Origin of the sequence: Kordia sp. SMS9, assembly GCF_003352465.1 — a bacterium.
In the GTDB taxonomy this organism is placed as follows: domain Bacteria; phylum Bacteroidota; class Bacteroidia; order Flavobacteriales; family Flavobacteriaceae; genus Kordia.
In genome coordinates this window covers 4234194-4248941 of the sequence record NZ_CP031153.1, presented here as the reverse complement: position 1 = coordinate 4248941, position 14748 = coordinate 4234194, and the positions used below count along the sequence as shown (strand labels likewise).

The 14748-nt window shown below is 34.0% G+C and carries 8 protein-coding genes; 2 read left to right on the top strand and 6 right to left on the bottom strand.

Annotation, left to right across the window (positions count from 1 at the left end):
• Positions 1-422 precede the first annotated feature (422 nt).
• A complete protein-coding gene (locus KORDIASMS9_RS17995; RefSeq protein WP_114904180.1) occupies positions 423-1199 on the top strand; it encodes a DUF6261 family protein in 777 nt (258 codons plus the stop codon).
• A gap of 464 nt (positions 1200-1663) precedes the next feature.
• On the opposite strand, the gene KORDIASMS9_RS17990 is transcribed toward KORDIASMS9_RS17995, so the two are convergent.
• The 6 genes from KORDIASMS9_RS17990 to KORDIASMS9_RS17965 all read right to left on the bottom strand — a co-directional run bounded on the left by KORDIASMS9_RS17990 (position 1664) and on the right by KORDIASMS9_RS17965 (position 12085).
• Positions 1664-2650: a hypothetical protein gene (locus KORDIASMS9_RS17990; protein ID WP_114904179.1), complete on the bottom strand. Its 987-nt coding sequence runs from the start codon at positions 2648-2650 to the stop codon at positions 1664-1666.
• Positions 2647-4596: an AAA family ATPase gene (locus KORDIASMS9_RS17985; protein ID WP_114904178.1), complete on the bottom strand. Its 1950-nt coding sequence runs from the start codon at positions 4594-4596 to the stop codon at positions 2647-2649. The genes KORDIASMS9_RS17990 and KORDIASMS9_RS17985 overlap by 4 nt, the downstream gene beginning before the upstream one ends.
• Positions 4597-4653: 57 nt before the next feature.
• Positions 4654-7926, bottom strand: coding sequence for a DEAD/DEAH box helicase family protein (locus tag KORDIASMS9_RS17980; RefSeq protein ID WP_114904177.1), 3273 nt, complete (start codon positions 7924-7926; stop codon positions 4654-4656).
• Between the two features lie 6 nt (positions 7927-7932).
• Complete coding sequence (locus KORDIASMS9_RS17975) at positions 7933-8379, bottom strand: hypothetical protein (protein ID WP_114904176.1); 447 nt, start codon at positions 8377-8379, stop codon at positions 7933-7935.
• An 11-nt stretch (positions 8380-8390) separates the two neighbouring features.
• A complete protein-coding gene (locus KORDIASMS9_RS17970) occupies positions 8391-9803 on the bottom strand; it encodes a restriction endonuclease subunit S (protein WP_114904175.1) in 1413 nt (470 codons plus the stop codon).
• A gap of 65 nt (positions 9804-9868) precedes the next feature.
• Positions 9869-12085, bottom strand: coding sequence for a class I SAM-dependent DNA methyltransferase (locus KORDIASMS9_RS17965; protein ID WP_114904174.1), 2217 nt, complete (start codon positions 12083-12085; stop codon positions 9869-9871).
• Positions 12086-12376: 291 nt separating this feature from the next.
• On the opposite strand from KORDIASMS9_RS17965, the gene KORDIASMS9_RS17960 reads away from it, so the two are divergent.
• Entirely contained in the window at positions 12377-14731 is a 2355-nt protein-coding gene (locus KORDIASMS9_RS17960) for a P-loop NTPase fold protein (RefSeq protein WP_114904173.1), read from the top strand.
• The last annotated feature ends 17 nt before the right edge of the window (positions 14732-14748 follow it).

Genomic DNA, 14748 nt, shown 5'->3' with positions numbered 1-14748 from the left:
TCCCGTAAGAAAACCCACAATCCACTACGGATGTTTTCCCTGAATTTTACTCGTTTTATCACTATTCATAATAATTGTTTTTAAAAAATATCTGAGATTCACAGTATCAAACAGTAATGTGATCGGCTTTTGTCTATAAACAGAAGCGTGTTACAAGTCTACGAGACACTTCTGAAGTTGAACAAAAGCTTGCTGCAGCGCTGCGAGATGCTTCTGAAGTAAAACAAAAGGGCGTTGCAGGTCTGCGAGATGCTTCTGAAGTAAAACAAAAGGGTGTTGCAGGTCTGCGAGACGCTTCTGAAGTTCAACAAAAGCTTGTTGCATTGCTGCGAGATGGTTCTGTTGGTAGTTTTATTGCGAATTATTCAATGAAACCACTTAAAAACGTTAAAATATTACGAATTTATTAAAAACAAAAGATTATGAACGATCCAATGTTAGCACGCTATAGAAATAGCGAATTTTTACAATACATGAAAGATGTATTAGAACTCGTCAATGCAAATGATGTTGACGTATTGCAACTCACTTCACAGCGTGATGCCTTAGCAACACTCATTACACAAATGGATGACCTGTTTCAACAGGAGCAAGGAAGTGGCATTACCCAAGAGTTGATTGATTTAGATGACAGACGTGACAAAGCGTTTATGGGAATTAAAGCAACTTTAGAAGCTTTGAATTACCACTATGATGATACACAGCAATCTGCGGCACGTAGTTTATTATTTAATCTAAACAATTACGGAACGAATATCCCGAGAATGAATTACCAAGCAGAAACGGCTGTCATTGACAGTATGGTTGCCGATTGGGAAACAGAAACGGATTTAAGCACTGCATTAGCTTCGGTACGTTTAAGCGATTGGTTAGCAGAACTTAAAATAGCCAATGCAGCTTTTAACGATCGGTATTTAGCGCGTATCTCAGAAACTGCGGCTAATCCTGCCACTAGTTTTTATTCCATTCGCGAAAAAGGCACAACGACCTATCGTGAATTAGTTGCGCACATTCAGGCGCATGCTACACTAGGAAGCAATGTTGTTCATCAAGACTTGGTGAATGAAATTAGTGTCTTGGCAAGACAGTACAATCAAACGATCAGTTTGCGTTCAAGTTCGCCTACTGAGGAAGTACCAGTATCAGATGATACTATTGTACAAAACGGAGATGTAAATGCAGAAGCCTCTCAAAGTTAATTAACGAATGTTTTATGATGCGTCATTACGAAGGAAGCATGACTGAAGTAATCTGTTTATTGAATAAAAAACAATTCCGAAACGTCACTGCGAGGAAGAATGACGCGGCAGTCTCACTATCAAAATGCAATTCCGTTTTTTGAAGTAACAGATTGCTTCACTGCGTTCGCAAGGACGTATCGAAGCAAGCATTGCTACATTTTCAAATTGCTACATTTTCAAATTGGTACATTACTACATTAGTACATTGTTACATTTACTAAGAAACGTCACTGCGTACTTCGATTTACTAAGCATACATGGTGTGTACGCTGTGGCAGTCTGTGTATTGTATAACGATAGCGTTATCTGAAGTCACAGATTGCCACGTCACTATGTTCCTCGCAAGGACGTATCAAAGTATTATCAAATTACTACATTACCAAAAAACCATTCATTCAGTTTTACAACTGTTTGGGTGGTTTTTATTTACTAGGAATAATTTTAAGTTCTGCGAGTATATCTTTTTTAAACTTACTAAAAGGACGTTGATGAAAGTTTTCTTCTTTGTATTCAGTTCCAAAGGCTAAACGGTAGACTTCATCATACGATAAACCTGAACTAGGATAGGATTTTTGAATGGTATCTATATAACTTTTTGTATACTTCTTTTCGATAGTAATTAAATCTTTGAGTTCTGATGTATGCGCATTGTATATGGTTGCTAAGTTTAAATCTTTGAATGTTTTTTCTGCTTTGATATCTGCAGTATTATGGGCAATTTTCACAGTATATTCATCTAATGATTTTTCATAATCATAGCTAAAAGTGAATTTGTCTAATATGTCTTTGTCATACGGATGATAGTGTGAGTTTAGCTCAAATAAGGTATCGCCTTTGGTAGAACTATTACAGACACTACAACTAGGTATTAAATTATAAAACGATAGCGCTAAAAGTGGAAATTTACTTTTTGGAAACCAATGGTCAAATTGTGGACGCATGACTTTTGCACCATCTTTGGTTTTTACGGTATTTGTATAGAGTCGATTACAATAAGTACAGGTAGTTCTGTCTAAATTTTCGGCTAACTGATAAGCATATAATTTTGGAGAAGAAATAAACCAATCTTCATAATTGATTATTTTATATAGCTTCTTTCGTAGCTTATTATATTTTGTGACCAACCTTTTTTCTGATTGCGTTCTGTCTCCTTTTTTCTTCTCTATTGCAGTAAGGTACATCTCGTAACCATTGGTAGAATGTTGAGGAATGGCATCGTAAAACTGTTTATTTAATACTTGAAGTTCATCTGGTTTACCGTTTATCAGGTTATCTAAATTATCTTTAATAAAGTCTGTTACAGGCGTGTTCTTCTGTAAATGACTTCTTCGTAAATAGATATTTATTACTTTGTAATGTTCTGCTTTTGCTTTAATGACATTTGGTAGTGTATCGTCTATTGAAATCATTCTTCTTTGTCTTTAAATTCTACATCTTTCCCTAGTTTTTCTGCAAGTCGCTGAATTTCCATTCGAATAGTATCTTCTGTATCTTCTTCTTCTTCAAATATTTCAGCATACATTTCTTGCAGTTTGATTCGGAGTATGGGTTCATCAATGATTTGAATTTGTCGCCATTGTGTTTCAGGTTGAACATCATAGAAGTTTTCAAATTCAGCTTTTAATATTTCTAGTTCCTCTCTTTTTGTAATTGATAGAGGCAATGGAATCAAGGTTTCTTCTTCTTCTAATTGTTTTATTTCTTTTTCTAACTTTTTAATGGAAAGCCATGTAATAATTGAATTAATTTTTGCTTTAGCAAAATCACCGACCAATCCGTTTTCTATGAAAAATGAATCTGTTAGTAAATCTGAAATATTTCCACCAAAGGATCTTTTTAAGCTACTATCTTCAACTTTTGTAATTCCTTGTTCATTCTTAGATAAGTAGGTAATGTTATGTTTTGGGATGTCTGACAAGGTCAATGGATCGTGTGTTGTAAAAATGATCTGAATTTGTTTTTCAGGAAATATACATTGAAAACCTTTTAGAAGCGTATCAATGTATCTTTTTTTCCACTGTGGATGAAAACCTAAATCTCCTTCGTCAATTAATACTAGTTGTTGTTGTTGAATTTCGAAACTTTTTTCATAAATACCATACGATGTATGTAAGGCATTTGAAATACGATATTTCATATCATAAAATGAGCCAAATAAATCATACATTGCTTTTTCTCCAGAACTCAAATTTTTATTAGGAGAAAACGACAAAGCTATTTTTTTGTCATAAGCAAAGTCTTTTTTAAAGGCAACTAAAAATGCTTTGTAAGCAATTAGTATCTCCGTAGCAGCGTTAAAATCTACTGGCATTATTGTCCAGTTGTCGATGTCTTCATTTTCTGGCACATATTTCAATAATGCTTCTAGCAGATTTTTTATTTCTTCAACAGGAAAGTATATTTTTTTACTTTTTGGAGTAAGTTGTACATACGCATGGGCTAAAAATAGATAAAAAGCTTCTTTAGTGCTACTTAAACTTTTAAACTCTTCGGAATTTACAGTAAGATCATTGTTTACAAAGCCTTCCTCTAAGTATTTGTTTCCTGATGCTTCTAGTATACTTTGTACTTTTGTAATGATTCTTTTGATAATTTCTAGTTCCAAGCGTAATTTTTGAAAATAATAGCCTCTTCTTTTTTCAATATCTTCTCTAGTTAGTTTTAAGTTTCTAACAATCTCTATTTCACGTCTAGTCCTTTCTTCATCGATTAATTCTTCAAAACTTTTAAAAAATGGTCTGAATCGATAAGAAGTTTGATGTGCTTCTACTGAAATATAATTTATCTTAATATTGATACCTGAAAATGATGGTAATTTCGTTTCAGTAATAATCTCCTGTAATTCATCAGCTTGTATAGCACGAATCCAGCGTTTTAAATTTTCTGAATGATGTAATTCTAAACCAACTGACAATTCTAGTGGTTCATGACCTACATCATCCAACATCATTTGGTATTTGGATAGGTCTCTGAAATTCCCTTTTTCATTCCCTTCCAAATGTATGTTTAAATGTGGTGTGTAGTAATATACATCTTGATAGCCAGCAGTTTCATGTTGTCTGTAATGACGATCATAAGCATTATCTTCATATATGTACTCACAAACATTAGTAGTTCTAAAAATATCCAGCAAACTCGTTTTTCCAGTTCCATTTGCACCAACAATGGCAGATACTAATGAAATGTTTTCTCGCCAAAAGTATGGGGCGAATTGAGGGTTTTCAGTTTTGGTTACTCTAAATTCAGTTACTGTATACAAATACTTTCCACCTAAATTAATGGTCAATTCTTCATGATCTTTCCCAAAGAGATGTGGAAATGTATTTTCGGGTATAAAAATAGCCGCAAGTCTCATAGTTAGTTTGTGTTTGTTTATACATGTGACAGCAGTTTAGGGGAATTACTGTATTATTTATTGTAACGTCTTTTCAAAATCATCACAAAGTTGATTTACAATGTCTCTGGTTTGTTTGATAAAGAAATCACCCAATGCTTTTCGGTTGCGACGGATGTATTTTTCATAGATTTTTTTGAAGTCTTCGTAAATTTCTTCTTCATCAATGGCAACACCAGCATTTTTTATTTTTGCCATTAGGTATTTCCCGTTTTTTGGTATGCGAATGTATGCAAAGAACGCTTCTATTTTTTCTTGAAATTCTTCTATCAACGCTTCTATATCGTCTTCTTCCTGATTGCGCTTTTCAATGACCGCTAAGATGTCAAATTTATACTGTTTTGAATTTCCATAGCCTTCAGATGGTTCATTCACGCCTGGCTTTTTTACAGGAGGAGTTTCCGCTCCCAAAGCGACGATTCCAATTTTATTGTCAAAGTAAATGGTAACATCATCTACAAGTTCATCGGTTGCGGTGAGCGAATTGTATAAGATGCTGAAACGCTGCCAGAATTCTGTAAAGAAATCATCCGTATACTTTTTATCAATCTCAATGACATAATTGATGAGGTTCAATATTTTAAAATAGTGATTGACATGCTTTTTTAATTTTTTAGCTGTTTCTAACTCATTTTTCACTAATTGCGTAACCGCGTTTTCAAAGTTTAGAATTGCTGATATATCTTCTTTGTCACTTTGTTGATAGACTTTAAAAGTAGGGAAGTGGTCTACAAAAAGCTTTTCTAATAGCAGTTCTTCATAAAGTTCCTGCATGCGTTCTTCTTGTCCAATTGGATCAAAGTCACTAACCACCACATTGCTAAAGTGTTCAAAAGCCTGCTTGATGTTACCAACGTTTACATTTTTATACGATAAATCAATGATTTTACAATCCAACTTGTATTTGGTCGTACGATTGACTCTGGAAATGGTCTGAATGGCATTGATACCGCGAATTTCCTTGTCAAGAAATAGTGTGTGTAGTTTTGGTTCGTCAAAACCAGTTTGCAGTTTGTCTACTACGATAATGAGTCCATTTTTGTTACGAGTAAACTCTTGTAATACTTTTGCTTCCGAAAGGTTTTCGTTTAACGTAGTGGCACTTACATACTTTTGTCCATCCGAACTGTATACAATATAGATTGGTGCGTCTTTATATTTATGATATTTTTTTTCAGTTACTAATTCCGCATAATATTTTTTAATGTATTTACGATATTTGATTGCCGCAGGAATCGATGCAGTTGCCAACATAGCTTTTGCATACCCACGAATGTTTGGATATACCGCAGTTATCAAACGTTTGGCAATGAATTTAGAAATTGCTTCTATGCGATTTTCGTTTTCGTAGATTTTCTTTTTACTGATGCGGTATTTTTTGCCATCATCGTCTATACCTGTACTTGTATTGTCTGGGACATCATATCCATAATCGCCATCAAAACCTTTTAAAACATCTTCGGGTTTTTCAAAGTACATTTTAGCCGAAACAGGCAGAATACCATCAATCGGATTTAAAATATAACCATCTTCAATGGCTTCTTTCATGGTGTAACTGTCAAATGGCGCCCAAATTTTTTCCGCTTCTGCGTAGGTGTTAAACTCTCCAAAGCGTGCCAGCGTTACGTCACTTGGTGTGGCTGTAAAACCGATAATTAGATTCTTTTTTTGTTTGTTCTTAGTATAGTTTTCATTCGCATCAAAACTGTGCTGTAATTCGTCAAAGACCGAAATCATTTCTTCATGTTGCACGCCACTGTTAGAACGGTGAATTTCATCTATTAAAAAGGCTATGCGCATGGTAGCGAGTTGCGCCAAAACCTGATCGTCTAAGAAATCGCCAATGCTTCCAAATTTTTGAAGATTTACAATGACAATGCGTTTGTCTGTTTGTAAAGCAGTTAAAAAGTTTTTGCGGTTGTTGGCTTCAATGTACATGTTTTTTTTGATGTTCATGTTGTACATTTTACTGTCCAACTGATCGCGTAGTTGTACTCTGTCTACCACCAATAGTATTTTGTCATACACAAACGCTTTATTTTTGTAAATATCTTTGAGTTGCAAGGCTGTCCAACCAATAATATTACTTTTTCCAAAACCTGCGGCGTATTGTAACAGTAAGGAATATACATTTTTATTGTTTTGATACTTTAATCTTTTGGCAATGAGTTCTTCTATTTGTTGCTTGCCTATTTTTTTTGCCGTTAGTTGCGCACGTAGTTTGTCTATAAAATAATTGGGTTCGTTTTCATGTGCTAAAAACTCGTCTATTTTGGCAATGATTTTGTCTGAGCCAAACTTTTGTTTTGGTCGCGGCGCAATCAAACGTCCGTCGTTGTGATGGTATTCTTTGGTGTTTCCTTTGTCGCCTTTGACCAATTCGCGCTCTAAAAAGTTGTAATATAATATTTCGCGTTCAATCATTTTTTTGCTGTACAAAGCTGTAAATACTTCTTCAAAACGTTGTTTGCGTGTAGCGTTTGGTTGTAAAAGTGGATACGGTTTTAACGCATCTTTCATCAGTTTTGTATAGTGCTCGTATTCATGATGGCTACTTTCAACTTGCTTTTTTATTTCGTCGTAAAAGTTGCTAATGTTTCTAATGATATACGTTTCTTCAACATCTGTAGTGGTGATGTGAATGGCTTTTTCAAATATTTTTAAAAAGTCTTTACGAATCGTTTTCGACACATCGTTCCCATCCGCAATAGCGAGATAACCTGTTACCGCTTTTCGGTAATCGTTGGCAATTTTAAGTTTCCCGTTTTTGTGTGCGTTTTGGTTGTTGTAGTTTGATTTTAGCTCTGAATAGCTAAAAAAGATACCATTGAGGAAAAAGCTAATGTCTGGACGAAAGTGAAATTGTTGTTTTCCTTCGTGTGTGTAAATGAACGGAAATTCCTGTACCACTGAGAATTGATTTTCTTCAAATAAAGCATCGCCACCAGTGAGCGTTCCACTAGGATAGAACAAGTTGAACTTTATACTTTTGAACGTGACCGATTTGTTTTTATTGAAGAATAACGCCATATTGGTTTGTTCTCCAATACGTTTGTTTAAAAACGTCATAAACTCCTCCAATAATTGATCTTCGTCATTGCTGTAAGTTTTGAGCAACTTTCGGTACGCAACTTTGTTTTGAGAAGTTTCACTGAGGACATATTTTAGGTCTTCTTTAATAAAACACAGTTTGGAAACCGTATTGGCTTTGACTTCTTTGTATTGCAATCCGTAATCGTGATTGGTTATGAAGTCGAGTATGTATTTTTGTTGCAGTCCTAATTCATCCATGGTAATTTAGTGTATGTAGTTTTGATAAAAATCAAGAGCATCTAAATATTCACCTTCAAAAGATGCTGCTTCGGTTTCCATTCTGAATATAGTTCCAAAAAAAGAAAGCACTAATTTTTCGGAGGGAAAGAGTGTTTTGATATCCTTTACAATAGTAGCTGTTGTTTTTTCCAATTCTTCTTTAAAGGTAGCAACATCAGTTTCTAAGGATAATTCGTGTATTAATTCGGGATACTCGTCTACATAATTCCCTTGATTTTTAGTGATGTGGTATACAAAACGTTCGCACAAGAATGCAAAACTAAGTGCATGCATCATGCCTTCTTCATCTGTATAGTCATTATTGTAAATAGCAGGATAGCCTTTTAAAGATTTTAAAACACAATAAATAGTAAAACATTCTGTGTTGTATGCGTCTAGTATGAGTTGAAAAGGTTTGTTGTTGGCAATCATAGGTGTTGATTTTATATGCGACGTAAGGTATCTAGTTTTCGTGCTGTTTCAGCTTCTTCTTCATAAATTTCCCCCTCAGCTTTCGCTTCTTGGGTATGTAAAATAGATACTTTCCCTGTGACCACATCATTGATAAGTGTTTTACGGAGTTCTTGTAAGGTACTTATTTGTGTGTGTAGATTTTCAACAATTTTGTCAATGGTTTTTGTTGTACGGTCTAAATAGTTGGCGATTTCTTGTTGTTCTTCTTTTGGAGGATAAATAATTAATAAGTTATTTAAATCAGGAGCTGATAAATGCTTAACAGTAGTGAAATACTTGATATCATTAATATATTTTAAAGGTAGAGAAACGTAATAGTAAAGAAAGTCTCTTATTCCATTATTATCTGTATCTAATTCACAAATTCTTTGATTCAATAAGGCCTTGCCTGCTTTCCATTTGACTGTATTAAAATCACCATCCATGCCAGTTAAAATAGAACCATTTTTAATTATTCCTTTGGTTATTATTTCTCCAGAATAATAATTTTGAATTTGATTTTTATTTAAATCTCTAATTCTAATCATAGGAAAACCCTTTTGAGCATTATTTGTAAATAAACGAGAATCAAGAGGTATTCCATATTTTATTTTCAAGCAATCTTTACCTCTTTTAATAGACCAATGCTTAGGAATCTTTCCAATCCACGAAATACCACTGTCTTTGGTTTCTGCGTCTGCAATAGGAATGGTTGTATTTCCTTTTACCAAACGTTTTCCTGTCACCACAGCATTAATCAAGCTTTTACGATAGGCTTTGTAGTGTGTTATTTTTTGTTGTAAAAGCTGTATTTTTTTGTCAATAGCCTTGGTTTTGACATCTAAATAGTGAGCGATTTGGTGTTGTTCTTTTTTTGGGGGAAATAAAACTGGTAAATTGTTTAAAAGGCTTTGACTTAATGAAGCACGTGTGACAATATTTATGTTTTTACTCAGAAAAAGTCTATTTATATGTGCTTTGAAATAAAATTTAGTATAATGTTTAGATATTTTGTTAAGTTTTGGTCTTAATCTAATAACAAATCCAGAAAAGGTTGCTTTAGGTATAGTTTTCATTGCAGTAGCGGCAATTCCTATTTCATCTAACGTTTCAGATGTTCTTGTGAAAAATATATCGCCTTCTAAAATAGAATATAGTTTTTGTTCTTCTTTAGAAGAATTAGCTAAATTAGTTAAAAATTCTATATCAATTGTATCATTATACACGTCACTATAACTAACAAAAGGTTGACCAGTTCCAAAGTATTCTTTGCCTTTGCTAACTCCATTTTGTAATGAGCCTAGAGTTTTCAATCGATCAACTTTCCAACCTTTCGGAATTTCATCAATAAATTCAATATCAGAATCTTTATAGGCTGAATATGTTTTTAATGGTTGTTTCATATATAATATGATTCTGAACTCTTGTACTGAACTTGATTCAGTACAAGAGTTCAGAATGACGTTTTTTAAAGGTTGAGAGTTGCATCTAAAGTTGCCAACTCGTTTTCTAAGTTTTGTAAGTCTTTGGTAATGTCTGTCAACGAACGTAAGGTTTCAGGCTTATAAAATACTTTATTGAAGTTAATTTCCACACCTACAGTATTTTCTATATAACGAAATGGCTTGCTAATGTATTTTGCCATAAACGCATCAATCTGTTGTTGGTTTTGCGTCGCATTTGGATGATACGGGATGATTTCATAGTCTTTTTCGTAATCGGGTGTTAATTCCACTGAAATCACAATAGAAGCTGCTTTGGTCTTCGTTGCTTTTTTGAAACTAGCTTTTAAGTTTATCTTTCCACAACCTAAAGCTTGTTTGTTGTCAATACTTTCTGTTTTTTCTATACTTACCGTACCATCATACTCTGTAATTTCTGTTTCTTTTTCTGTAGGTTTCCCTTTAAAAATGGTGGCAATGTGTTTGTCATAATAATATACTGACTTATCTTCTGTAATTATTTTTAGATTATCTTCCTTGTAATCAATTGCCTGAATCATTTGTTTTATTTCGTCCGTGTAATAGGCATGTAACGAATTGTGTTCTTTAGAATCGTATTCCGTAATGAAAAACTGTGAAATGCTCATTTGCGTTGAGGCTGTAATCCCTTGCGTCGCCAAATTGGGATACTTTGTCTCTATGTCGAATCCCGCATCTTCTTCAAAGGTAATTTTTGAAGGCATCAACTTTATTGATTTTGCTTTGATTTCGTCACCATCTTTGTTACGTTTTATGGGTAAGACATCCTCTAAAGTTTTTCCGTCTTCGTCTATATTGGTCAATATAATGGCTTGCTTGTTAAAGTAAAAGTGCCATTTGTCAAATACTTTTGCGTAGTTTGTGTCGGTAAAGTTGGTCAACGCTTCCAAAATCGTTTTCCGATTGACTGGTTCCATGCGTTTGCGCTTTTTTCCTCTGCTTTTTTTGAGTGGTTCGTAAAAGTCACTTCCATTGATAAGAATGATTTTGTCTTTACGCGCTTGGGCTTTGTTTTTATTGAAGATCCAAAGGTATGTGTAAATGCCTGTGTTGAAAAATTCGTCCGTGGGCATTTGTATGATGGCTTCTACATAATCATTGTCAAAGAAGTATTTGCGAATGTTGCTTTCGCCACTTCCTGCATCGCCACTAAATAGCGTAGAACCATTGTGTACTACTACGGCAAGTCCTTTATGATCTAGTTGATGCAAGATGTGTTGCGTAAATAGAAACTGTCCATCGGAAATGGATGGCGTGTCGTGAAAACGTTCTGAAGTATCGTTGAGAATGTCTTTTCGGTAGCCTTTCCAATCGACTCCATACGGCGGATTGGCAACGATGACATCAAACTTCTTTTCAATGAAGGATAGTTCTGTGAGTGTATTTCCGTAGCGAATGTCGGAATCTTTTCGAAAACGACTTTCTATTTTGGCGAGTGCGTATAGGCTATCGCTCCAATCTTCTCCGTAGGTTTTGGTTGGTCGGTCGTATTTCTTTTGGATGATATCTTCCACACCAAAGAGCAGGTTTCCACCGCCACACGTTGGATCGTAAATCGTTAAAAACTCTCCATTGTCTTCTATTTTGGAGAGAATAATTTCTGAAATCAGTGCAATAATGTCGTCAGGTGTGTATTGTTCTCCGGCAGTTTCCGCAGAAATGTCTGCCCATTTTCGTTTGATGTGTTCTTCAAGTGTGGTAATTTCGGAGTTATTGAACGGTACCAAGTCAATCTCACTCCATTTCTTTACGGTAGCAAATAGAATTCCTTTTTTACGTAGTTGTCCGCTTACACCAGAAATGTCTAGGTATTTTTCTTCGGTATTTCCACGATCGACTCCTAAGAGTTCTTTCGTATCGGTGTCAAACGATTTTAGATAAGTATCAAAATCATTGTCGAACGTTTTGTCATTTTTACAAATATCGGCTAAGGTAATTTGTTGTTTAATAACGACCTTATTATACCCGATATTATCATCTTTAAAGTCTGCTAAGAAATCGTCTAAACTTTCCACTTCATCGGCGGAAGCTACATTGTATTCGTCTAGTAATTCGGTGTAGCGTCTTTGCAATCGGCTTTCAAGCATGATGAGTGCAAAGTACGGCATCATGTATTTTGGAAAGTCAGATTGTTTGATTCCTGCTCCAATCAGTAAGTCTGCCGTAGACCATACTTCGGATTCGTATTGTAGGATATTATTCATGTATTCGGATCGGTGTGTATAGAATTGCTAATATAGTATATTTATCAAAAATACAACGTACGGATTCCCGTAAGCAATGTGTTTTTGAGTTTTGTGTTGTATGTAGTTGTGCCTGTGTTGTTTGTGTAAATTATTTGTTGTCTTACAGTAATTCGTTGGATGTTGCGTAAGTTTTGTATTGTTTTTTCTTACTTTTAGGAGATGAACTTATTGGGTTGGTGTTGCGGGAAACCGTAAGGATATGATCTGTAAAATGAATAGGTTCACAACGAGAATTATAAACCATACAAAATGGCTGAGAATTTAGCAAAACTTGTTACGAGAGATGATGTATTAAGCGCTACAGAAAGTATTGATCTTACTAATTTAATTCCATCAACAAAATACGACGTTTTAATTTCGGGAAAATTGTATCCTCCTAAAGAAATTATACGCGAAGCAGCAAGGTTTAAAGGCTTAGATCTCAATAAATATGCGCTAAATGGTGGTGCTCCTACGAATGATTGTTTAGTAAAAATGGGGTTCCCTATATATGACAAAAAAGGAAAGCATTTGGAAGGTGGAACTACAGGGAAGGTTTGGAAATTAGGAACACGTTGGGGAAGTGGAAAGCCAAATTTTTTTGACATACTTATACGTGAAAACATAGTTATCACATTTGAGAAATATACTTTTAGTTTAGGAGATTTAGTAGCTATTACTGATGGTCATACCGTGAACGGTGTTGCACGTTTAAATGGTAATATGCAACCCATTTCAAAATCGCCTTATGCGCGTTTAGAAGAAGAATTTGAGAAATTAGAGGTTGATTGGGGAGATTGGATATTAGTGTCAGATGCAATTATTTATGATTTGCCTAAAGAGGAACAATTTGAATATAAACTTGAAGCTGGTATACGACAAATTCAACAAGAAAAAGTAAAACAACAAGTAACTGAGTTATGGTTTGGTAAACATTATAAGAATCCTACTAATATAATGTATCGTACAGCAAGAATTACAAGCGCAAGAGATATGTATTTCCGTGGAGGACCAAAAATTCGAGATGCGAGGAGACAAAGAAAACCTGACGCAATTTTTGGAAACGGATATAGTACTCATGATTACGATTTTGAGCCAAAATTAGATGTAGGGATATTGAGTAAAAGTTTTGCAAATTTAATTCGAAATTTAAAAAATAGTCCAGGACAAATGCTTGGGGTTTTTGGGCAATGGGGAAGAGGGAAAACCTATTTCATGCGTCAAGTGGAAGAAGAACTGAAGCTGACACATCATAAGAAAGCTGATAATAAAAAAAAGGAAAACCAATTTTACTATTTAAAATTTCACGCATGGAAATATCAAGATACGGAAGGTGTTTGGGCGTATTTGTATCAAAGTATAATGGAACTCTATTTAACGCATAAGAATGATGAATTACGCAAACATGGGAAATGGTTTCAAAGATATATATATTATCCTTTAGCATCAAAGTGGAACGAAACGCGATTACTGTTTAGATTGAACCGTATTCGAAATGGTATGTTCAATCTGAGCATGTTTATAGTGGTATCATTATTAGCGGTTTTGATAGTGATATTTTATCCTAATTTTTTAAAAGATGTAAAATTTTGGACTGCTTTTTTAGGAACAAGTATTTCAATACAAGTGTTGTTATTTTTAAACAAAGCTTGGAAGCTGGGAGATAAAGGAAAACGATTAGTAAAAAGGTATACACACAAACCTAACTTTAATAAATTATTGGGTGTGCAGGCAGAGATACAGGAAGAATTAAAATATATTCTGCGCGCTTGGATGAAAACTGAATTTAGAGAAGAAGAGGGGAAACCTATTGAATATTTAAAGAATAATCAAAAACGTTTATTATTGTTTGTAGATGATATTGACCGTTGTCAAGAAGAACGTTTGATTCAAGTAATTGATGCCTTGCGAGTGATGCTAGAGGATGATGAAATTTTAATGCGTGTCATTATTGTAGCTGCTATTGATGAAGATATTTTAGAACGAGCTATACAGTGGAAGTATACAAATTTTCTAAAAAATGAAAAAGCCAATAGACATCATACATTGGTAAAAGAATATATGGACAAACTTTTTATTTCATGTTTAAAATTACCGCCTTTATATAACGATGAGAAAAATGAAATTTTAGATAGTTATGCACAAAAAATAGGTGTTCAAGATATAAAAACAGAAGAAGATAAAGATGAGTCTAGCGCAGAAAGGAATAATGTAAATAAACCTGAAAGTACTGATAATTATAGACTTATTCGTAATAATCAAGAACATCGTATGACAAGACAGGAGAACCAAGAAGAGAAAGAAATTAACTATGCGATTACGGCAAAAGAACTAGAATTATTAAAAGAACAAGCAGAAAATATTACCGAAAGAGTAACACCACGCCAATTACGAATTTTTATGTATCGATATTTATTAGCAAGAAATATTGGTCAGCACTTTAATAACTACGAAAAATTAGATAGCGATTGGTGTGAATTAATTATGGAAGAGATAATTAAAAGAAGAAATAATAAATCGGAAGTTAAAAAGAATGACATTGAAAGTATACTAGAAGATTTTAATATTTCTGATAAACTAAAAACTTCTACCAATAAAATTATAGAAATTGTAGCACCTTATTAGTAAATTAAAAAAATATA